Source organism: Marinomonas epiphytica, from assembly GCF_054780655.1.
Genome location: NZ_BAAGVX010000031.1, coordinates 49089 through 70819, shown reverse-complemented (window position 1 = coordinate 70819; position 21731 = coordinate 49089). Strand labels below are relative to the sequence as shown.

Here is a 21731-nt window from a genome sequence, read left to right as displayed (position 1 = left end):
AGAACTAAGCTTGCAGCTTCAAGTTTGAATTCTGGAGTGAATGATCGACGTTTCTTTTTCATTGGACACCTCTGTTGTGGCAAGCTTACCATTTATTTGGGTGTCCGGGATTATTGAACCACTACACTTTGGCAATTGTTGCGCTTCGAGTCTTAATCGCAGCGCTTTTACTAACCCTGTTCATGTATGCAAAGGGGTTGCGTTTGCCTAAGGAGCCCTTGGCCTGGGGCGTCTTTTTACTGCTGGGTATTATGGGTAACTTATTGCCATTTTTTCTGATCTCTTCTGGCCAGAAAGACGTCAGCTCTGGTATTACAGGGTTATTAATGGCATTTATGCCCCTGGCGACAATGGTGTTAGCCCATTACTTTGTGGCTGGCGAAAACCTCAATCGCTTTAAAGTGTTCGGTTTTGTGCTCGGAATTACGGGCGTGCTAGTGGTACTTTGGCCATCCCTAGCGGGCGCTCACAGTAACTTGCTAGGCGGCTTCTTAATTTTGCTTGCTACATTAAGTTATGCGGCGAATGCCATTTTAGCGAAGCGACTGCCCTCCTATAACCCTGTCGTGACCGCAGCTGGCGTCATGATTATTGCCAGCACTGCGATTGTCCCCTTGTGGTTATGGCAGGACCTACCATGGCAACTCAGTTACTCTGCCCAAGCAACAGCATCTATGTTATGGCTAGGCATTGGCCCAACGGCATTGGCTACTATTTTACTGTTTGCGGTCATCAGTACGGCAGGGCCTTCTTTTCTTTCCTACATTAATTATGTGATTCCTATCGTTGCCTATTTTACAGGAGCACTACTTTTAGGTGAGGCAATTGAATGGCACAGCCTAGGGGCCATGTTATTAATTATTTTCGGAATCGCATTAACACGCAAACGGGTCTCGCCCTAAAGGCTCACAGTAACTCTTCTTGCTCTTTAAAACTTCTCATGCGCTAAATACAAAAAAGGCGCTGTGCAAAAGCACAGCGCCTTTTTTCATGGATACGTTATAAGTGATTTTCACCAATAACGATACATAGAGGCTGATTTACATCATGCTGCCACTTAACTTGCAAATAACTGTTTATAAAGCAATTAAATGACGAATGACTTATCAGTACCCTTACTTATACCCACACTTACCCAAACTCAAAAGAATATTTCCATATCTTCGAAATACCCTGGGAGGTTTCTTTCGCGTATTTTTCACTGAATGGGTAGAGTACCGAAACATTTTTGTCATCATATTCAGTCAAAAAAACGAGCCCCATACCCAACACTTGAGGTTTAGTTGATAGTGGACACAGATAAATATGTTCGTACTTATCTAAACAATCATTCGCTTTTATATAACTTGATATTGCATTTGCCGTTTCAAATGGGTCTGAAGCCGGGGAAAATATAGGCTCCATAAGGTCAGCAGAACCAAAAGGTTCTTCTACAGCTATGGTTCTCAATATGCTTTCTTGGTACATATCTGCGCTTAAAGAAGGGAAACCAAGTAATGGTACGATAACTGAATTTTCATACTGTTGGCATACATTGGAGATCAACTGACTGTCATAACCACACGATATAATCAGTAGATCTTTTTTCTGCGTTTGAGAGCTAGAGCCTTGATAACCTATAACTTGTCTAGTTTCGTAGAGAGAACCCTCAGAAAACTTCGTATTCTCTTTCTTTGAATAATGACCCGGCTCGCAGTACAGTACATCCACCTGCTGAAAGCCATTTTTCTTGAAGTAAGCAAGTAAAAACAAAAGTTGAGCTCGCATAAAACCAGTAGCATCAATACAAATCCGACGAGTTTTATACTCTTCGATGGACAATTGTTGAATTATTGGTAGTAATTGCTGGGCTTCTGAACCACTTTCTACAGAAATCATTGAGCTACCTGTAGGAAGTTCACTCTCTTCAAAGTCATACTCAGGGAACACCAACCAACATTTAATATCAGCTTCAACTTTCTCGAAAACAGTACTCAATCGGTCACTCAAGTTAAACGCCGAGATAAATAGATCCCACCTATCCCAATCATCAGTTAGATCAAGCTCATCTTTGTAATACATGTAATAGTTCATTTAAAACTCCAGTCCCACCTGAATCGAGTGTTCTTCAATACCAAAAGGAGCATTTCGAGACTGTTCAAACTTAGCAACTAAGGCTTCATATTCAGTTTTTTTCTCAGGATCTACCAAATACTCAAAGTCATTTGCAGTGAATGATAAAGCCCCTCTACGGCTAAGAGGCAAACCCCACTTAGGGCACAGCAAGCTGTTAATATGATATTTGCTAATCAACGCTTGAGAGTTTTTATCTTGTCGGTCTTGCCCCTTCACTAATACACCAGTCAACTCTGCCCATAAAACTACATCTCGAGAATCTTGGGATAACTTAGTTGTATCGATAGTAAAGGACGAAGCAGAACACTCTACAGGCTTATCTGCATACATCTCGATACGGAGTAGCTCACATATATTATGTAAAAAGTAAGACACTTGGTTGCCAAGCTTACCTTCACATCCACATTCGCTATGGAACCAATTAGAGGCTTCTAGTAATGCAATGCGTTGAGATTTAATGGAAATTAGACTATTGACAGAAAAAGGTGTTCTACCTTCAAACACTTCTGTTTTATAGATATTTCTTAGCACCGTTAAGATATGCCTTGGGAAACCTGTTGTTGCTCTAAAAAGATTATCTATTCCCAAGTATTGATCCAAATTATTTTGGTGCTTAATTCTCAATGATTTTGCTATATAGTTATTCTTGTAATAGCTAATTTTCTTTGCAATAGGCGATGACTTATCTGAAGAATCTGAAAAAAAACTTTCAGCATCCAACTTTAATTTTTCAGAGTTTTCAATAAGGTCTTTGACTCTAACCTTATTACTAGACCAATGCTGAGAAAATAAATGTATTAGTGTTGACTCGATTAATTCAGATTTATTAAAAGAAATATTTTCAATTATTCTATCTATATCATCTTTTGGGATCTTTGTACTTTTTATACTCTTTTTAAAATTTTTTATTTTTTTAGACAAATATTCTTGAGGAACATCTTTATTATAATCAATTTCAGAATATTCTGGAATCTCAAAAAATGATTTAAGGTATTCTTTCTTAACTGAAAGGGAGCTTTCAATTATATTTAAATGCCCCTTATCACTTGAAATAAATTTCGCCTTACTCAACCTATTCAAAATAAGATTTACCGCAAAACCTTCATAATTTGAAGCCTCACTTAAAAGATCATCAAGCTTAACAATTTCATACTCATGGCCTTCCCTGTTTTTTTCACCAGCTCCTAGGGTTTTAAAGGTTTTTATACCATATCCCCGAGCACCAATACGGAATGAACAAGGCAGTTTTTTCTCTCGCAACAAAGTATTTATATATACTTGCTGAGAGTAACTAATATTTTCTAGCTCATCAATAATATAAAGGAAAGTAACATCTTTAAAATAATGACTGTATTCAGAAATTAACTTAGGAATGCCAAAAATCAAAGACCCTCTTGCTGCCAGTACATTAACCTCAATATCTTCGACAAAGAAAGCATTACTAACAGCATAATCTACCTCTTTGGACAAAGTAAGTATTAAATCTTTTAAACCTTCTAGTGTTTTAATATTATTAAATAGCTCATTTTCACCAGAGAATAAACCTAAAACACTAGAACAAAATTCACCTTGCCTATAAAAAACTTGCTCTTTATTGTTTATATCTATTAAAGATTGAATGACTAAACCTGCACACCAAAGTTCATATGAGTATTGAAACAGGGCATTCTTCTTTTCTTCTTGAAATGGTAAGCTTTCAAAACGCTCTCCATTCAGTCCGCTAGCTTGGAAATACACTCCAAAGTATCCATTTTCCTTTATGCCTTCTAAGATAGAGCTTTTGTTTCTAATGCTTTGAGAGTTATGGGAAAAGTACCTCATCAAGTGAGTTTTGCCACTGCCTTTCCCCCCTATTATAAACTGGGAAACTTTGTGAGTAGGGCAGAAAACATCAAGAAAACCACCTTGAGGATTATCTACCCATTGTTCATTAATTTCACGATCATTTAAGTCATTAGCCTTAATGGTAGTAAACGGGTTTCTTTCTAATAAATCCATTTTATCCTCACTAATTATACTTAAAGCCAATATTTTTTATGGTAACGTTTGAAGAGAGGCTCCCAGTTTTTTTCTCCCCATATGATTGGAAGAGTGTTGTCTGGTGTATTATGTGTAAATCCAAGTAATAGTTGACTTCCCTTATAGCCTAAACAATGCTGTTCTCCAAATAAAATAATACCATATTTCTCACAAAACGATTTGGCAAACTCTTGGGAGATAGGAAGATGCTCTTCATTTCTAAATTGCCTTGCCGAATCAGAAAAACATTTAAAGGTTTCATCTAACTCAAAAATACAATCAACCAAATCAAAATCACTTTCTCTTCTTATATTCTCCATACCCTCTACTGTCGAGAACAAAGTAAAATAGTAAACCTCAATATTAGGATCAAGAGATTTCATTTCCGATACTAATTTTTTAGAATATTGAATGGCTTGAGTACCACTTCCACATACATCATCAAGTAAAATATACCTTTTAACTTCAGGTTTATTCAGTCTCAGGGATACATTACCATCTCCATCACGATCGAAAGACAGTATCTCATGACTATGCATAAAGTTTTCTTTACCTAATTCATTTTCCTGCCTAAAAAAATAAAGAAGGTGGGTTCCACTTTCAGAAGGATTTCCCATACCTAAAAATCTAGTCGCTTTCAGCTCTTGTGATATCTCAGACTCTATTACAGAAAATTCTTTCACATTACCATTTCTCTTCCTCACACTTTGAATAAGAGGTTTGAAAAATTTATCTCTGTATAGAGACTTCAACAGCTCCCTAATCTCTCGAGCACCAAAATACATGAAGTTACTTAGCAGATACATCGCATGCGTTTGCTCACACTCTGCCCCCTCTTTCGATGACTCAAAATTATTCAACCAACGTGAGAGATTTCCTCGATTAACTTTACTTTCCCATAAACTTTGAGAAAGTCGCATAATCTTTATATCGAGCATCTCTTTAAAATTAAATTCATTCATTTCTTAAAAACCAGTATCCATTCAGAATTTATAATACTTGCTGTTTTATTTCTCTTCGTCATTAAGCCTCGAGAATGAATATCATCAACTAAAACTAGCTCTGTAGAAAAACCTAACCTTTCAGCCAATAATCTTATATATTTTTGAGTTTCAAACTTTCTGCCACAAACCTCATTATTGCCAATCACAATAACACAATACTTGTCTTTTTTTAAAACTCGATACATCTCAGAGATTGCACTTTCCATCTCCTTTAAATAATTACTGTTTATATGAGCCCTAAGAGGATTCTCTTTCTCCACCTCATCAAAAAAAGTATCAATATCGGCCAAACCAAACCTTATAGATTCGACATACTCTGACTTACTATAATGCTCTCTTCCAATGTTTAGCTTCTCATAGTCTCTTAAGCTTTTTTCTTCACACATGCCAAGCCAGCCCAAGCTCAATGAAGACGAGCGAATATATTTCTGAGCACCAGCATAAGGTGGAGAGGTCACAATAAAATCAACGCTATTTGGTTCCAGAAGTTCAGCACTGTTGTCTAAGCTTTTAGTTATTCTTCTAGCGTCTTCTGAAACAACGTTAGCCGTAACATCATAACTAGAAACCTTTTCAAGCAACGATATTCTGTTTATATTTTTATCTACCTGATTACCAAATAAGCTTATCACATCAATATTTTTCAACTCCAAAAGCTTGTTTGACATCCGATCCTTTATATCAATATTTACATACTTCTCTGGCTTAATTTTTACTGGCACGCTCAAGTTAGGATCTGCGTAACTGACTTTTTTAACAATGCTCGAAAAAGTTGCCAAAAAGAACTCCAGCTCCTCCCCTGTGCAGATTTCATTAATAGAGCGATACAATTGGGACAATTGCTTGATTGTGCTCTTAGAGAACCAGTGTTCTATATTAATAACATTAAGCGGAACAACCTTTCTAAGCCTCTTAGCTTTGAGCATTATGGAAGCTTTGGTTCTATGTAGTTTCTTAGCTTCCAACCTCGTAGTTTTTACCCTAGCTATCAGTCTTGCAAGTGGGTTAGCATCGCACCCAATTGCGCTATGACCAGCAAGTAGCGATTCTAGAAGAACTGTTCCTGAGCCACAAAAAGGGTCTAGAACCAAACTCTTACTCTCAGGTAGTAGTATCTCTGAGTTAAGAAAGAATATAGGAATATGTTTAATTAGCTTAGCAGGGTAACTATGAATATAGTGAGTATAGGAATCTGAATAGGGAACCCAATCGACTAGATCTCTAAAATTAACTTCAATAGGTTTCTTTGCTACTTCGTATGCAGAAAAGAACTTTGCCAACTCTTGGTCAACCCTATAGCTCTTGAGTTCACTAGAGCTCATAAAACCATTGTTGATCAGTTCTGATGCTTGATGAGTTTGTATCGTCATTAAAAGTTAGGCCACTATTAGTCAATTGGAGAAACTATGGTTTATTTATCAAGGTAAAGCATCTGAGCATTACCACAAAACAAAGTAAAACAACATTGTATCACGCACATGGGCGTATTGAATGCCCTACCAATCAATCTGACAAACATCGCTTTAAGTCATTTTTACTGGCTATTCAAATTCATGCGCTTGCCCATTGTGTACCTGGCATGAATTCAAGCGTCCCAGATGTTCTATTGCCATAACCGTATTCCTGTCAGCACTTATACACTTGAATAGAGTAACAAGGCGCTGTTGAGCAATGCCATTTTGATGAAAAGCATCTGTCTCAGACAACAGTTCCAATTCCTTTTCATCTATAAACCAATGACATAAATCCTTATGCCTACTACCTGCCTCATAAGTATTTGTTCTATCCATTCCAGCAGTCCAGTACACATAAACATTGCCGCCTACAGTCGTTCCTTGACTAGCAATACAAAAAAGGCGCTATACCAAAGCACAGCGCCTTTCCATGGATGCGTTATAAGTGATCTTTCACCCATAACAATACATAGAGGCTGATTTACATCATGCCGCCCATGCCACCCATTCCACCCATGCCGCCCATATCAGGCATAGCAGGAGCATCTTCTTTAGGAAGATCTGCAACCATAGCTTCTGTGGTGATCATAAGACCCGCAACAGACGCTGCTGCTTGCAGAGCAGAACGAGTTACTTTAGCTGGATCAAGAATACCCATGTCTAGCATGTCGCCGTATTCACCAGATGCAGCGTTGTAACCGTAGTTACCTTCACCTTGTTTTACTTTGTCTACTACAACAGACGCTTCATCACCTGCGTTAGATACGATCTGACGCATTGGTGCTTCCATTGCACGTAGAGCCAAGGCAATACCTACGTTTTGGTCTTCGTTATCTGCAGTCAATTCGTTTACTTTAGTTAAAGCGCGAACTAGAGCAACACCACCACCTGCTACAACACCTTCTTCTACGGCTGCACGAGTTGCGTGTAGAGCATCGTCAACACGAGCTTTCTTCTCTTTCATTGCGACTTCTGTTGCTGCACCGATTTTAATAACCGCAACACCACCAGCTAGTTTAGCAACACGCTCTTGTAGCTTCTCTTTGTCGTACTCTGAAGAAGAGTTCGCAATTTCAGCGCGGATCTGTTCAACGCGACCAGCGATGTTTGTAGCATCACCCGCTCCGTCAACGATTGTCGTACTTTCTTTCGTTAGAGTAACGCGTTTCGCCGTACCTAACTGCTCAAGGGTTGTTGCCTCAAGGTTTAGGCCTACTTCTTCAGAAATAACTGTCGCACCCGTTAGGATCGCGATGTCTTCAAGCATGGCTTTACGGCGATCACCAAAACCAGGCGCTTTTGTTGCTGCAACTTTTACGATGCCGCGCATGCTGTTTACTACTAGAGTAGCCAGCGCTTCACCTTCTACGTCTTCTGCAATGATAAGCAGTGGGCGAGAAGCTTTCGCTACGCCTTCAAGTACTGGTAGTAGGTCACGGATGTTAGAGATTTTTTTATCAACCAACAAAATGAATGGGTTTTCAAGTTCAGCACTCATTGTTTCTTGGTTGTTGATGAAGTAAGGAGATAGGTAACCACGGTCGAATTGCATACCTTCTACTACGTCTAGCTCGTCATCAAAACCAGAACCTTCTTCAACGGTAATAACGCCTTCTTTACCTACACGCTCCATTGCTTCAGCAATGATTTTACCAACAGAAGCATCAGAGTTTGCAGAGATCGTACCCACTTGCTCAACAGAACGAGTGTCTGCACAAGGAGTCGACAAGGCAGCCACTTCTTTTACTACTGCTTCTGTTGCTTTATCGATACCGCGCTTAAGATCCATAGGGTTACGGCCAGCAGCAACAGCTTTCAAGCCTTCCGTTACGATTGCTTGAGCAAGAACGGTTGCAGTTGTTGTGCCGTCACCCGCTACGTCGTTTGCTTGTGACGCAACTTCTTTAACCATTTGTGCGCCCATGTTTTCGAACTTATCTTCTAGCTCGATTTCTTTTGCTACAGACACACCATCTTTGGTCACTAGAGGCGCACCAAAAGATTTTTCAATTACAACGTTACGACCTTTTGGCCCCAAAGTTACTTTAACTGCATCAGCCAACACATTCACACCAGAAAGCATTTTCTGACGTGCACTATCACTAAACTTAACTTCTTTAGCTGCCATTTTATTAATACCTTAAACTGTTTTAAATTCGATTTTTGAATAGTGGCTTAAGCTTTCTTAGGCTTCTATTACGCCGTAGATTTCGTCTTCTTTCATAATAAGAAGCTCTTCACCATTCAATTTAACTGTTTGGCCGGAGTATTGACCAAACAATACAGTGTCACCAACACTAACAGCTAGCGCTTGTACGTCGCCGTTAGATTGAATACGGCCAGTGCCAACAGCCAAAACCTCGCCTTGTGTAGGCTTTTCTGTCGCAGATCCAGGCAGTACGATACCAGAAGCTGTTGTTGTTTCTTCCTCTTTACGTCGAACAACAACGCGATCATGCAAAGGACGGATATTCATTGATTTTTCTCTCCGATTAAAACAATACCAGGACTCCCCTGGCGGGATTACTTCTCACCACAGTGAGAATCTTTATCGACTACTTAAATAAGGTTAGCCAGTTGCTTTTCAACCCCCGGCAAAGAATTTTTTTTCATTTTATTTACTAAATTCTCTTAGGAAAAAGAGCAGCTACTTTTTATAAATCAACAACCTATTTGTATGACAAAAATTCATTTGAGACACAAAAAAAGGGGCCCCTGCCCCTTACTCAAGTTTCATTATCCTAATCACTTTTTATCTATATAATCTTGCTCTTCTTTTACGAATTCACCTTCGAAAACATCCCCTTGCTGACGGCCACCAGCTTGCCAGCTTCGGCCTTTGGGCATTACTCTGCTAAGAAGCTTTACCACAACGCCGACTGCAAATAATTTGCGTAACGGCGGTACAAGAAACAGCGCCCCTAGAGCATCTGTTACAAAACCTGGAATTAATAAACACAGGCCAGCAAACAGTAGCATAACCCCTTCTGCCATTTCAGCAGCCGGCAACTGCCCCTGTTGGATTTTCATTTGAGCCTTTTGCGAGGTCTCTAACCCTTGCTTACGAATCAGTCCAACACCTACAATAGCCGTTAGAAAAACCATCGCTATGGTTGGCAAACTACCAATTTCACTTCCTACTTGAATGAGCACCGTCATTTCAACGATAGGAACGAGAATAAATAATAATAGAGCAAATCTCATGCTTACCTTCTTTTTCATTAGTTCAAATTAATATTTAAGGGCTGTTTGTGAGTAATCAAGCAATGAATGACTTTAAATCGCAAGTGTTTCACATTCTAAGCGAAACCTTGACAGGACAAACCATAAGTTATGGGCAACTCGCCGCCCAAGCGGGCTTTCCTGGTTATGCCAGACAAGTTGGACATTTAATGAAGTCTCTCCCTAAAGAGACGAAGTTGCCTTGGCATAGAGTCGTTAATGCTCAACAGCGCATTAGCTTTGCAGAAAACACAGATGGATACCTTAGGCAAAAAGAAGCCCTTGAGGCAGAAGGCTGGATAATCGTAGGACAAAAGTTATTGAACAATGAGAGCTGAGTCTGCCGCACATTACAGTGCGACAGACCTATGAGTGCTAATCTCTAAAATTCGTAAACTGCACCGGTTGCTTAAGATCAGCAGCACGCAACATAGACATCACTTGTTGCAGATCATCGCGCTTTTTACCTGTCACGCGCAATTGGTCGCCCTGAATTTGCGCCTGCACTTTGATTTTCGTTTCTTTGATCAATTTAACAATGCGCTTCGCTTCATCCGTTTCCAAGCCTTCTTTCATCTTAATAGCTTGCTGAGCACGCATATTCCCTTGAACCACGTCTTCTTTTTCTAAACTTTTTAAATCTATGCCACGTTTAACCAGTTTTTGATTTAGAATGTCGGACATTTGGCGAAGCTGGGGTTCGGCCTCAGCTTCCATAACAACGGTTTTGTCTTTGATTTCAAACGTGGCTGTCACACCTTTGAAATCATAACGAGTTGTAATTTCTCTGTTTGCTTGATCGACAGCGTTAGTAACTTCATGCCAGTCAAGCTCAGATACGACATCAAATGAAGGCATATAATGCTCCTTATAAATGAATATGGAATTTGGCGGCATAATAACAGGGAACTCGATTAAATACCTAATGGAAATACCAATATGAAATTGAAACCTTGGCTAATAGTGGGTGCTGGCGCAATTGGTTTATTATGGGCGAGCCGCTTAAGTAAACTGGGTTATCCTGTTCATCTTGTATACCGCAGCGAGTCGCCAGGGGCTTTTTTAACATTAGAAAGCCATTCACCAAGCGATGCAGAGCCCTCTTCTGAACAATTTAGCATCCAAAGCTTTACCCATACAGAACTGGACAAAAAGTACGGCAAAGTGCTGCTCTGCACAAAATCTTATGATTTGGTAGCGGCTTATTTAAGTGTCAAGCCGCACATTAAAAAGAAGGCCATGGTGGCCTGTTTGTGTAATGGCCTCGGTGCCCAACAAGCTCTCTTTGAGCAGCTTGGCCCTAAGCAGACATTATGGGTCGGAGTGACCAGCGAAGGGGCTCTAAAGCTTGCAAGTAACCAGGTTAAGCACACTGGCGAAGGCGACACCTACTTTGGGTTATGGGACGACAGCCGCCATATCAAGGCGTTTCCGATCGAGCACTATATAATCCATAACATTCATCAAAAGCTGATCGAGAAACTGGCAGTTAATGCTATTATCAACCCCATTACCGGTGCTTTTAGAGTACAAAACGGCGATTTACTTGAGCAAGAGTTTACTCAATTAAAACAACATGCCCTCGAAGAACTCGCTCGATTGTTTTCCCACCCTGGCTTCTCTTATTACGCTTACAGTCAGCACCTTAATTTAGACACCTTAACCCACCGAGTGAACACGGTCGCTCAGCTGACTCGCTTAAACCGTTCATCCATGCACGAAGACTTACGGTTAAACCGAAAAACTGAGGTAGATTATATTTGTGGTTTTCTGATTGAGAACAGCCCCATTGAACTCCCTTACCAGTCGCTTTTATTGAAAGCCATACTTGCGCAAACCGAAGAGCAAAGAGAACAGGCACAAAAAAAGCTACTAAGCATCACTTAGTAGCTTTTGCATCGTCGTTGAAATAACTTTGTTTTAACGCTTGGTAATCTTTTCTTTAGTCAGGCTGATCTTTTTGTCTTTATAGAGCGCCCCAAGGGCTTTCTTATAAGTCGCCTTGCTGACTTTAAAGACGGCATAAATGGCATCCGGTGAAGCCTTGTCCGTCAATGGCGATTCACCACCATTTTTCTCTAAATGGGCCAAAATATCGTCTAAAATATTTTTCACTTTTTTATAGCCTACTTCTTGTAAGCTCAAGTCTATTTTACCATCTTCACGCATTTGCTTAATGTATGCCGTGGTCACTTCACCTTTACGAAGGGGACGAAATGCGTCGTCGAAAAACAACACCCCCCAGAAACGATGATCAATAACACACTTAAAGCCTATGTTGGTTTTGTCTCCAACAATAATCGAGACCTTATCACCGACACGATACGGGGCTTCTTCTCGGTTTAGCAGAGGGTCAACCTTGGTTGTTGCCACAATGCGGTTAGTGTGTTGATCTAGGTAAGCAAATAAAAGATGTGTTTCCCCTTCTTCAACTCTGTTTTTTTGCTGGCTAAAAGGAACAAGCAAATCTTTTGGCAGCCCCCAATCGAAGAAGGCCCCCACCTGATTCACAGCGACTGCTTTTAAAGCTGCGAACTGACCTACTTGAACTTTCGGTATTTCCGTTGTAGCAATCAGTTTATCTTCTGAGTCTAAATAAATGACAACCTCTAAGACATCGCCTACTTTTGTTCCTTTTGCTACATAACGCTTAGGAAGCAAAATTTCCCCTAGGGCTTCGCCATCAAGAAACACACCAAAGTCTTTCTCTTTTACCACTTTTAAACTATTTAAACGCCCTATTTGAACGGCCATTTTCACTCCAATTTAGATTCTCACCGCACTATACTGACTTATAATGACAGTTCAAGATGTTTTGCTAAAACCCTCAATTAACTCTCTTTTGCTTGCATACAAGCGACAAATTTCTGTTCAAGCTCGGCATTACCTAAAGCCTGCATTTTTTCAATGTTATCTTCAGGAATGCGTGATGTATCCCCATAAAACTCAATGGCCTTGTCTAAACTAGACTCTCTAAGTAAATGCAGCATAGGGTAAGGAGAGCGATTGGTGTAGTTTGATTCGTCTTCTGGCTCAGCACCTGCAAAGCAGTAATTTGGATGAAATGTCGCTACTTGATAAACGCCTTCACAACCTTGGTCGTACATTAGGTTTTCTGCGGTATCAACGAAGTCTAGATAACGATGAAAATCATTCAATAGGGTTGGAAAAACCAATAAGGTAGTTTCTGTTTCAGAATGCTGGTCTAACCACTCTATCTCTGTCATCAACTCTTGTAGAGCAACGTCTATTTTTTTAGATCGCAACACCACAATACGAACAGATTCGCGTTCCACCTCACGCTTAGCAAACGGACAAACATTGAGCTTAATAATAAATTCATTCACCCATTTCATGGTTTGGGCAGTCACCAGATCATCTGTTAAGTTCATGATTATCTTCTTATTATCAATATTGTATTTATTGTAGAACAAAGAACAGAAAGGGTCTAACAGACATAAAAAAGCCAATCATATGATTGGCTTGTTGAAATGCTCAGTTCGCTCATTCAATGGCGTACTCTAATGATTTAAAATGCACTTCACTGGTGCCATTTTTAAATTGGTTATAGACACCCGCTTTGAAGTAGCTGAATTGCTTCTTCCAGTAGCTGATGTCATGATTCACCAAGGTTTCACCATCCACCTTAATCTCAAGCGCTGACCCACCTACTATAATATCGAAATGGCTATAGCCACCAGCTTTCACTGCCCCCAAATCCAGCTTTAAATACGCATTTTTACATTCGGGAGTACCTTTATTACCACTCTTAGAGCCACAATTCACTGCATTGTTTTTAATGATAGCCCAATAATGATCTTGTTTAGAGCTGCGCTCCCCTTCATACACAATTCTTAGCAATGGGTGTGGAATATAGCCAGCACCACTGTGACCTCGCTCACTTGTACCATCACCACTATTGTGGACCTGCAAGAAGGTCATTGCATCATTCTTTTTATCGCTATTTTCTATGGCCGCACGAGGATTGACTGGCTTAATAGTTGCGCTCAATCTATAGCGAGTATCAGCTAGTGAAGTGTCAAAATTGTCCAACACGCGAATTTCACTACGATTTTTATATCCTTTCATAGTAAACACCAAATCTTCAGTCTGGGGGTCTACATAAAAATGCTCATTAACAATACCCGAAAAGTCGCTATCAAGAGCCAGGTCTTTTTTGTTCCCTGTTTTACCTTCCGGTGATGACAATTGAAGCTTGGACTCGGCCAATACGGACTGAAACTTCTTCACATCTGCAGGCGTTGTAACCTGTTCTACGGCAAAAGTAGAGAGGGAAATGAACGCGGATGCCAGTAGGCCCACGGCTTTTAAATAAACTGAGTGTGACATAAATACATTATTCCTATTTATTATTATTGGAGTCCTTATAATAATACTATTGTATTACAATTCAATAATCTATTTGTAACTTCAGATTACATTTAACTAAAGTAGGGGAAAACATAGGGCAGAAGCTTTCGTTGTCGTACCCATACGAAACAAGGTATTATTGCTGCGCTCTTATGAACATGGGAGCAAATGAAGATGGTACCTTGATGACCATTTCTTTTTTTCCGCAATAGAGAGATATCATGTCATTTGACGAATTAGATTTGGATTTCACCATAGAACAGGCCATTAAAGAACTTGGCTTTATTACAGCAACTGAAATTCAACAACAAGCCATCCCTGCTATTTTAGATGGCTCTGATGTCTTGGCCACGGCGCCAACTGGCACAGGTAAAACCATCGCATTCTGTGCCCCAGCGATACAACACATTCTAGATCGCGATGAAGCATCCACAACAGCCCCCAAAGTACTGATTCTTGCTCCTAGCCGCGAGCTGGCTAGGCAAACTTTTAGAGTCATTGTTGAGCTCACTCGCCATACTCGCATTCAATCTCAACTCATCATTGGGGGCACCCCTTATGGTATGCAACAGCAGCAATTAAGCGAGCCATGTGACATTTTAGTCGCCACTCCGGGTCGTTTAGTTGAGCTGGATGAAAAACAGTGGCTCGATCTTACCGATGTCACCTATTTTGTCATCGACGAAGCAGATCGCATGTTAGATATGGGCTTTTCTAACGCCATTAACCACATTGCTAAAGAGCTCATTACGACTCATCAAACTATGATGTTTTCTGCGACGTTAGAAGGCGAGAAAATGGGTCGCTTTGCGGCCAAGTTACTAGACCCTGAAGCCATTAATATTCGGCTTGGGGATTCCTCTCGTACTGTTCCGCTACAAATTAGCCAGGTAGCTTATCGTGTTGATAGTGACGAGCATAAGCTTGATTTTGTAAAACACCTTCTAAACCAAGATCGCATGAAGCAAGCGGTATTGTTTGTATCGAATCGTGAGCATGTCGATGTGTGGGTGCAGGCCATTCGCAAACTTGGCTTTATGTGTGATGGCTTACACGGTGAAATGAAACAAGGCGACCGTAGTGAACACATGAAGCAAATGAAACGCGGACGCTTGCAGGTCTTAGTCGCCACCGACGTAGCAGCTCGTGGTATTGACCTGCCAGAAATAAACACTGTGATTAACCTGCGCTTACCACGTAAAGCCGACACCTATATTCACCGAGCGGGACGCGCTTCTCGTGAAGGTGAGCCGGGCCTGTGTGTATCACTTATTGACATTAACGACCTGCCAATGATTGAGAAAATTCAACGCTTTATGCAAACCAACATTAAGTTTGGCCGCGTTGAAGGTTTAGAGCCCAAGACTAAAGTACGCTCCCGTCCAATTAGAAAGAAAAAGAAAAAAGCCGCTAAATGAAGTCCCCCCCCTAATAGTTGGATATTCCGATTTCCAGAGGCGGAGAAATCACAAAATATCAGCGGGAAGCCTTTAGATGCCATCAATTTAGTGCGCAATTAAGCCAAGCTTAATGACATCTAACAGTAGCCCGCTTGATGAATAAAGAAGCCGATGAAGTATTTTTTGTTTCCTTAAATCCTGTTTCTAACAAGGAAGAAAACGCCAGCCTGATTAAAGGCAAACTGGCTAAAGGGAGAAAAACAGTTAAATGGGATTAATTAGGTATCACTTTCACCTGAAAAGTGCGCAAACACTTCTTCACCTGTCATGTTATAAGTCTTGTTCTTGAACTCATAATAGTCGGGCTTTTCATCAATAAAGATCTGGTGACTGAATGTGAACTCTAAACTCTCGTCCAGTAACCCTACTGGGAAATGATATTGCTCTGCGGGCGCTAGATAATAAAACAAGCTAGTACCACATTTATTACAAAAGCCGCGCTGAGCCCATTCCGAAGACGCATAGCGTGAGACAAACGACTCGCCAGTGATGTTTTTCAGTTTGCCACTGTCTATCGCCATCATGGGACTACCGAGCCATTTTCGACACATACTACAATGACAAACAGCCATTTCAAGATCAGAGCTAGACAATTCAATATCGAATGTTACAGAGCCACATAGGCAGCTTGCTTTGGTTTGCATAATTTATCTCTCCTGCACTTTTCGGTACGAGTTAACCTAATAAAACACGTAAAGCTAAATATAGTGGAGAGAATAGAACTGAGCGACCCCTTAATAATATTTCTAGGGAAAGCTTCTTACCAATATGTTCAACATTGGACTGAGAAGCCAGCCTCAAATAAAAAAGTTTTATCCACACGCTGAAGCCAGTGGACTTGTTCCTACCTTCCCTAGTTAAGAATTACTGGCTTTCTTTGGCTTAATCGCTTTATTTGATGCAGTGGCTTTTACAGCACCCGAAGCAGCAAGACTCATTAAGCGCCGAAACCTTGGGCACTCTAAATGACTGGGGGCAGTACAAGCCGCCGCATGTTTAAGCCCATCGCGCATGGCAGTTAACTGCTTAATAGTCGCGTCCAGTTCATCGGCTTTGTTTAGTAACAAATCACGATCAATACTTGGCTTACCTTGTGAACCTAATATTCTGGCAATTTCTTCCAGCGAGAACCCAGCCGCGCGCCCTAGCGCAATCAGCTCAAGGCGCTCAAAAACATTTGCCCCAAAAACTCGGCGTATGCCACGTCGGCCGATTGAATGAATTAAGCCCTTTTCTTCATAAAAACGCAGCGTTGAAGCAGGGACGCCAGATTGTTTGGCTACCTGAGATATTTCCATAACCACTCTTGACTTAAAGTTAACTTAAAGTTGTAACCTAGCACCCTATTGAAATTAACACCAGGTATGGAGCAGTCATGAGTAGCATAATTTTTACAATATTAATCGGTATTGGCGCCACCCTAGTAATGGACTTATGGTCTTTATTGAGAAACTCTCTCTTCGGCCTTCCTCCAACCAATTGGCGGTTGGTCGGGCGTTGGATCGCCTATATGAAAGCAGGGAAATTCCATCATAAAACGATAAAAGACGCTAAGCCTATTCACGGCGAACAACTGATTGGATGGTTGTCCCATTATGTCATCGGCATTGGCTATGCCGTGCTACTCATTGCCGTTTGCGGGCAACCTTGGATCAACAAGCCAACACTGGCACCAGCACTTATGCTGGGTATACTCACCGTTGTCGCACCCTTCTTTATTTTGCAGCCGGGTATGGGCGCTGGCATTGCCGCTTCACGAACACCTACCCCCAACTCAACAAGGTTACACAGCCTGATTAATCACGCAGTATTCGGCTTAGGACTGTTTCTTTCGGCACTGTTAGTGAAGTTATTTGTACTCTCCTAAAAAAGAAAAGCACGGGCTAAGATAGCAAGCGCACTGATAACTACCTAAAGGCTTTAACGAGAACACTTGCTAAAGCCTAATCAGCCCCGACTCTTTACATAATGGCTGAATTATATAAATTTAGAGTTATCGCCCTGCTCAATCAGCCAGCCGCTTACGGCTTAACGCTATGCCTAGAATGATTAACAGCATGGCCCCTAGGCTACGCCATTCAATCATCTCACCCAACAGAAGCGCGCCAGTAAAATACGCCACCACCGGAATCACATAATTAATGTAGGAGAGAAACGTTGGGCCTGCCGTACCTATCACGGCAAAGAGCAGAATAGTGGCAAGCGCTGTCGGCCCAACCCCTAACCACATCATGGAGACGCTGGCTTTTAAAGAATAACTCTGCTGCCAGGGTAACTCTTGCCACAGCCATAATGGCACGATCACCATAGTGGAAATGATCATCACACCTGCCGCTGTCACCACGGGGTTAAAGGAAGGTAAGCGTCTCGCCAAAATGGCATTTACCGCATAACTTAACGTGGCAAGTAGAATCAACAAACCACCAAGTAAGTTACTGTGGGCACCAGCTAGGGACGGCCAAAGCACAATCACTACCCCAGAAATACCGAGCATAAAGCCTAATACCTTAAAGCGATTAAGGCTTTCGCCTGACACAAAGTAATGAGCTAAAACCATGGTCGCTAGTGGCATAAACGCCATTAACAAGCCCGTAATACCTGAGCTTACATCCTTCTGGCCAGTGGAGATTAGAAAAAATGGCAACAGGTTACCCATAGTTCCTAGCAGTAAAAACACTCCCCAAGCCAACGGCTCCTTTGGCAAGCGCCACCCCTTGGCATACATGAAAAGCGTAAGAATAATCGCAGCAATCAAGACTCTAAGTGAGACAATCGCCAAAGGAGTAAAGCTTTGCAGTGAAACCGCGGTGAACATGAAAGATGTTCCCCACAAAAAAATCAGTAACAGCAAAAAAAACCAGTCTTTTAAAGTGGGTGTGTACTTGCCAGTCATGAGCGCTATCCATTTAACATGATAAACCAAGAGTTTAACCTATGAGCTAGCTAATAGTTGATCATTATAATGATTAGGTTGTATTAATTGCTTAAGATTGATTCTGCAACTAAAAGGCCTGAGTCCGATAGCATATCGTAATCAGGCCTAAGTTGTCGTTTAGAAATGAGCCCAACCTCATGGGGGCACTTTACAAATACGAGGCTATATAAAGCAAAAAGGTTTAAATAACTTCTCTTTCTACCAGCTCATCAAACTCTTCTTGTTGCTGACGTTCGCTAGCGCTTTCTACATCACTGGCATTTAAATGATGCTGACGCCCAGTATGTTTAGCTTTGTATTTCACCAGTTGTTTTTCTAACTTACCAACCAATAAGTCAACTGCTGGTTTTAATTGTTTATCTGTTTTTACCGTGGCAAAAAGTTCATGGCCAGGAATATGCACACTGGCTTCTACTATCAATTCATGAATGCCATGTTTCTCTGTATTTAAAATCACTTTGATGCTAGTAATTTGATTATTAATCCGCGCCAAACGATCCATTCTTTCTTTAACTAAAGCTTGAACTTCTTCACCAGACTGTACATGGTGACCGCTAATATTCAATGTATACATAGAAATTGTTCCTTATATTAAGTTCGGTTGTCGTTCTTATACTATGTGCAGGTCTCCTTTTGTTTTGCTTCTATTACTAATCTATGGACATTCGCAAAGGATTTCAACGCCTAAAGCGTAAATACTTGTTCACAATCATGAAATAAACTTGTCATGGCAATGCTGTATATGAAAAGGGTCACTACAAATAGACAAAATAATGGCAGATAAAATCAGACAATCCTTTGCTTAAAACATAATTTTAGGCAAAAAAAAACGCCAGCTAAGCTGGCGTTGTCTGCTCTGATTAAAAGACTAGTCTTCTAATAGAATACGTAGCATGCGGCGTAGAGGCTCAGCAGCCCCCCATAGTAGCTGGTCACCCACTGAGAAAGCACTGATGTACTCAGGCCCCATGTTCAGTTTACGAATGCGCCCTACTGGAATTTTCAGCGTACCTGTCGCAACAGTTGGTGTTAAACGTTCCATAGTAGCTTCTTTATCATTTGGTACCACATCAACCCACTGGTTATGCTCTGCTAGCATGCCTTCGATATCAGCAACAGGGATGTCTTTGTTTAACTTGATAGTAAACGCTTGGCTATGGCAGCGCATTGCACCAATACGCACACACAAACCGTCTACAGGGATCGCAATACCCGTGTTACCCAAAATTTTGTTGGTCTCTGCTTGAGCTTTCCACTCTTCACGGCTCTGGCCGTTATCAAGTTGCGAATCAATGTATGGGATTAAGCTCCCAGCCAATGGCACGCCAAACTGATCGACGGGCATGTTGCTTGAACGCATTTGCTCAGCCACTTTACGGTCTATATCCAAAATAGCACTAGCAGGGTCTGCTAGTTCGTTTGCAACCGTGCCATGAAGCATTCCCATTTGGGTAATCAGCTCTTTCATATGGCGCGCACCGCCACCAGAGGCCGCTTGGTAGGTCATGGACGTCATCCATTCAATGTGGCCTTTCTCGAACAAGCCACCTAACGCTAATAGCATCAGGCTCACGGTACAGTTACCACCGGCAAAGGTTTTAACGCCGTCTTTCAAGCCTTGTTTAATCACATCACGGTTCACAGGGTCCAGAACGATGATCGCGTCTTTCTCCATACGTAAAGAAGACGCAGCATCGATCCAGTAACCTTGCCAACCCGCTTGACGTAACTGAGGAAAAATCGACTTAGTATAATCACCGCCTTGGCAAGTAATAATAATATCCATCTTCTTAAGTGACTCAATATCCGTCGCATCTTGTAAAAGTGGAATATCTTTACCAATATCTGGGCCTTTTTGACCCGTTTGTGATGTGGTGAAAAAAACTGGATCAATATGATCAAAGTCCTGTTCTTCACGCATACGTTGCATAAGCACGGAACCAACCATTCCGCGCCAGCCGACTAATCCTACAGTTTGTTTTGACATCGTTTATCTACCTTTTATTGTGGGGTCACTCATACCAAGAGCAATGTCCCGAATGAACGCTTAATACCTTAATGATTAAGCTTATAATGCAGCAAGTACCGCATCGCCCATGGCTTGCGTACTGACTGTTTCGCACCCTTGTGATGCGATATCAGAAGTTCTTAAGCCTTGATCTAGCACCTTGCTTACCGCTGCTTCAATAGCATCGGCAGCTTCTTTACTGTCTAATGAGTATCGTAACATCATTGCCACTGACAAAATAGTTGCTAGTGGGTTGGCAATACCTTGGCCTGCGATATCAGGCGCAGAACCATGACATGGCTCGTACATACCTCGACCTTGCGCATTCAGAGAAGCGGAAGGCAGCATACCAATAGAGCCCGTTAACATTGCCGCAGCATCAGATAGGATATCACCAAACATGTTGCCAGTAACCATTACATCAAACTGTTTTGGTGCTCTAACAAGCTGCATAGCAGCATTATCTATTAGCATATGGGTCAATTCGACGTCTGGGTACTCTTTCGCGACCTCTTCCATGACTTCTTTCCATAGAACCGTCACTTCCAAAACATTCGACTTGTCGATGGAACAAACACGCTTACCACGTTGACGAGCCGCTTCAAAGGCTGAACGGGCAATACGACGAATTTCAGTTTCGTTATAAACATAGGTGTTAAAACCTTCACGCTCACCACTTTCTAAGGTACGAATTCCGCGCGGTTGACCAAAATAAATACCACCCGTTAATTCTCGTACAATCAGAATATCTAAGCCTGCCACAATCTCTGGCTTAAGGCTTGAAGCCTCTGCGAGTTGCGGGTACAAAATAGCAGGACGCAAGTTAGAGAAAAGCTCTAAATTCGAGCGCAGCCCCAACAAGCCTTTCTCAGGTCGAACAGACATGTCTAAGCCATCCCACTTAGGTCCACCAACCGCACCCAGTAAGATTGCGTCAGCTTGTTTCGCTTTTTCAAGAGTAGTATCAGGTAACGGAGACCCTGTTTCGTCATAAGCCGAACCACCTACTAAAGCGTTTTCGTGTTCAATATCCAAAGAAAATTTTTGCGTAACTACGTCTAATACGCGTGTGGCTTGTTCAACAATTTCTGGGCCAATACCATCGCCCGGTAGAATCAATACTTTTTGTGTCATGGGAAACCT

General features: G+C 41.3%; 24 protein-coding genes. 6 read left to right on the top strand and 18 right to left on the bottom strand.

The features are described from left to right. Positions 1-74: 74 nt before the first annotated feature. A complete protein-coding gene (locus ACYVGZ_RS09640; RefSeq protein WP_460754569.1) occupies positions 75-902 on the top strand; it encodes a DMT family transporter in 828 nt (275 codons plus the stop codon). Between the two features lie 229 nt (positions 903-1131). On the opposite strand, the gene ACYVGZ_RS09635 is transcribed toward ACYVGZ_RS09640, so the two are convergent. The 8 genes from ACYVGZ_RS09635 to ACYVGZ_RS09600 form a co-directional block, all read right to left on the bottom strand. Continuing rightward, positions 1132-2073 carry a hypothetical protein gene (locus tag ACYVGZ_RS09635; RefSeq protein ID WP_460754566.1) on the bottom strand — a complete coding sequence of 314 codons (942 nt, stop codon included), beginning with the start codon at positions 2071-2073 and terminating at the stop codon, positions 1132-1134. Further along, on the bottom strand, positions 2074-4113 hold the full coding sequence (locus ACYVGZ_RS09630) for an ORC-CDC6 family AAA ATPase (RefSeq protein ID WP_460754564.1): 2040 nt from the start codon (positions 4111-4113) through the stop codon (positions 2074-2076). 20 nt (positions 4114-4133) lie between these two features. Next, complete coding sequence (locus ACYVGZ_RS09625) at positions 4134-5096, bottom strand: phosphoribosyltransferase-like protein (RefSeq protein WP_460754561.1); 963 nt, start codon at positions 5094-5096, stop codon at positions 4134-4136. After that, a complete protein-coding gene (locus tag ACYVGZ_RS09620) occupies positions 5093-6508 on the bottom strand; it encodes a DNA methyltransferase (protein WP_460754558.1) in 1416 nt (471 codons plus the stop codon). Before ACYVGZ_RS09620 ends, ACYVGZ_RS09625 begins: the two co-directional genes overlap by 4 nt. A 171-nt stretch (positions 6509-6679) precedes the next feature. Next, entirely contained in the window at positions 6680-6928 is a 249-nt protein-coding gene (locus tag ACYVGZ_RS09615) for a hypothetical protein (RefSeq protein WP_460754555.1), read from the bottom strand. Between the two features lie 145 nt (positions 6929-7073). Further along, positions 7074-8720, bottom strand: coding sequence for a chaperonin GroEL (gene groL, locus ACYVGZ_RS09610; protein WP_460754552.1), 1647 nt, complete (start codon positions 8718-8720; stop codon positions 7074-7076). 57 nt (positions 8721-8777) lie between these two features. Then, the gene (locus tag ACYVGZ_RS09605; protein ID WP_460754549.1) at positions 8778-9068 is read right to left on the bottom strand and encodes a co-chaperone GroES; all 291 of its coding nucleotides are present in this window, start codon (positions 9066-9068) and stop codon (positions 8778-8780) included. A gap of 269 nt (positions 9069-9337) precedes the next feature. Further along, a complete protein-coding gene (locus ACYVGZ_RS09600; RefSeq protein WP_460754546.1) occupies positions 9338-9796 on the bottom strand; it encodes an FxsA family protein in 459 nt (152 codons plus the stop codon). 47 nt (positions 9797-9843) lie between these two features. Here ACYVGZ_RS09600 and ACYVGZ_RS09595 point away from each other — a divergent pair, with 47 nt between their 5' ends. After that, positions 9844-10152 carry an MGMT family protein gene (locus ACYVGZ_RS09595; RefSeq protein ID WP_460754542.1) on the top strand — a complete coding sequence of 103 codons (309 nt, stop codon included), beginning with the start codon at positions 9844-9846 and terminating at the stop codon, positions 10150-10152. 37 nt (positions 10153-10189) lie between these two features. Here ACYVGZ_RS09595 and ACYVGZ_RS09590 read toward each other — a convergent pair whose 3' ends face one another. After that, positions 10190-10672 (bottom strand): YajQ family cyclic di-GMP-binding protein, encoded by a 483-nt coding sequence (locus ACYVGZ_RS09590; protein WP_460754539.1) that lies wholly within the window; start codon positions 10670-10672, stop codon positions 10190-10192. 81 nt (positions 10673-10753) lie between these two features. Here ACYVGZ_RS09590 and ACYVGZ_RS09585 point away from each other — a divergent pair, with 81 nt between their 5' ends. Next, positions 10754-11701 carry a ketopantoate reductase family protein gene (locus ACYVGZ_RS09585; protein ID WP_460754537.1) on the top strand — a complete coding sequence of 316 codons (948 nt, stop codon included), beginning with the start codon at positions 10754-10756 and terminating at the stop codon, positions 11699-11701. A gap of 33 nt (positions 11702-11734) precedes the next feature. On the opposite strand, the gene ACYVGZ_RS09580 is transcribed toward ACYVGZ_RS09585, so the two are convergent. The 3 genes from ACYVGZ_RS09580 to ACYVGZ_RS09570 all read right to left on the bottom strand — a co-directional run bounded on the left by ACYVGZ_RS09580 (position 11735) and on the right by ACYVGZ_RS09570 (position 14164). Beyond that, positions 11735-12568, bottom strand: a complete 834-nt coding sequence (locus ACYVGZ_RS09580; RefSeq protein WP_460754534.1) for a CvfB family protein — start codon at positions 12566-12568, stop codon at positions 11735-11737. 77 nt (positions 12569-12645) lie between these two features. Then, on the bottom strand, positions 12646-13206 hold the full coding sequence (locus tag ACYVGZ_RS09575; protein WP_460754531.1) for a DUF1415 domain-containing protein: 561 nt from the start codon (positions 13204-13206) through the stop codon (positions 12646-12648). 112 nt (positions 13207-13318) lie between these two features. Then, entirely contained in the window at positions 13319-14164 is an 846-nt protein-coding gene (locus tag ACYVGZ_RS09570) for a polysaccharide lyase family 7 protein (protein WP_460754528.1), read from the bottom strand. Between the two features lie 242 nt (positions 14165-14406). Between ACYVGZ_RS09570 and ACYVGZ_RS09565 the strand changes: the two genes are divergently transcribed. Continuing rightward, entirely contained in the window at positions 14407-15603 is a 1197-nt protein-coding gene (locus ACYVGZ_RS09565; RefSeq protein ID WP_460754525.1) for a DEAD/DEAH box helicase, read from the top strand. Between the two features lie 137 nt (positions 15604-15740). Beyond that, positions 15741-15863, top strand: coding sequence for a hypothetical protein (locus ACYVGZ_RS09560; protein WP_460754522.1), 123 nt, complete (start codon positions 15741-15743; stop codon positions 15861-15863). On the opposite strand, the gene ACYVGZ_RS09555 is transcribed toward ACYVGZ_RS09560, so the two are convergent. Next, a complete protein-coding gene (locus tag ACYVGZ_RS09555) occupies positions 15864-16289 on the bottom strand; it encodes a GFA family protein (protein WP_460754519.1) in 426 nt (141 codons plus the stop codon). Positions 16290-16502: 213 nt separating this feature from the next. After that, positions 16503-16943 carry a helix-turn-helix domain-containing protein gene (locus ACYVGZ_RS09550; protein WP_460754516.1) on the bottom strand — a complete coding sequence of 147 codons (441 nt, stop codon included), beginning with the start codon at positions 16941-16943 and terminating at the stop codon, positions 16503-16505. A gap of 77 nt (positions 16944-17020) precedes the next feature. Between ACYVGZ_RS09550 and ACYVGZ_RS09545 the strand changes: the two genes are divergently transcribed. Beyond that, complete coding sequence (locus ACYVGZ_RS09545) at positions 17021-17512, top strand: DUF2938 domain-containing protein (RefSeq protein WP_460754513.1); 492 nt, start codon at positions 17021-17023, stop codon at positions 17510-17512. A 138-nt stretch (positions 17513-17650) separates the two neighbouring features. Here the strand turns inward: ACYVGZ_RS09545 and ACYVGZ_RS09540 are convergent, their stop codons facing one another. The 4 genes from ACYVGZ_RS09540 to leuB all read right to left on the bottom strand — a co-directional run bounded on the left by ACYVGZ_RS09540 (position 17651) and on the right by leuB (position 21722). Beyond that, on the bottom strand, positions 17651-18538 hold the full coding sequence (locus ACYVGZ_RS09540) for a DMT family transporter (RefSeq protein WP_460754511.1): 888 nt from the start codon (positions 18536-18538) through the stop codon (positions 17651-17653). Between the two features lie 223 nt (positions 18539-18761). After that, complete coding sequence (gene hpf, locus ACYVGZ_RS09535) at positions 18762-19154, bottom strand: ribosome hibernation-promoting factor, HPF/YfiA family (RefSeq protein ID WP_460754508.1); 393 nt, start codon at positions 19152-19154, stop codon at positions 18762-18764. A gap of 294 nt (positions 19155-19448) precedes the next feature. Then, entirely contained in the window at positions 19449-20567 is a 1119-nt protein-coding gene (asd, locus tag ACYVGZ_RS09530) for an aspartate-semialdehyde dehydrogenase (RefSeq protein ID WP_460754506.1), read from the bottom strand. Between the two features lie 81 nt (positions 20568-20648). Continuing rightward, positions 20649-21722 (bottom strand): 3-isopropylmalate dehydrogenase, encoded by a 1074-nt coding sequence (leuB, locus tag ACYVGZ_RS09525; RefSeq protein WP_460754503.1) that lies wholly within the window; start codon positions 21720-21722, stop codon positions 20649-20651. Positions 21723-21731: the final 9 nt, after the last annotated feature.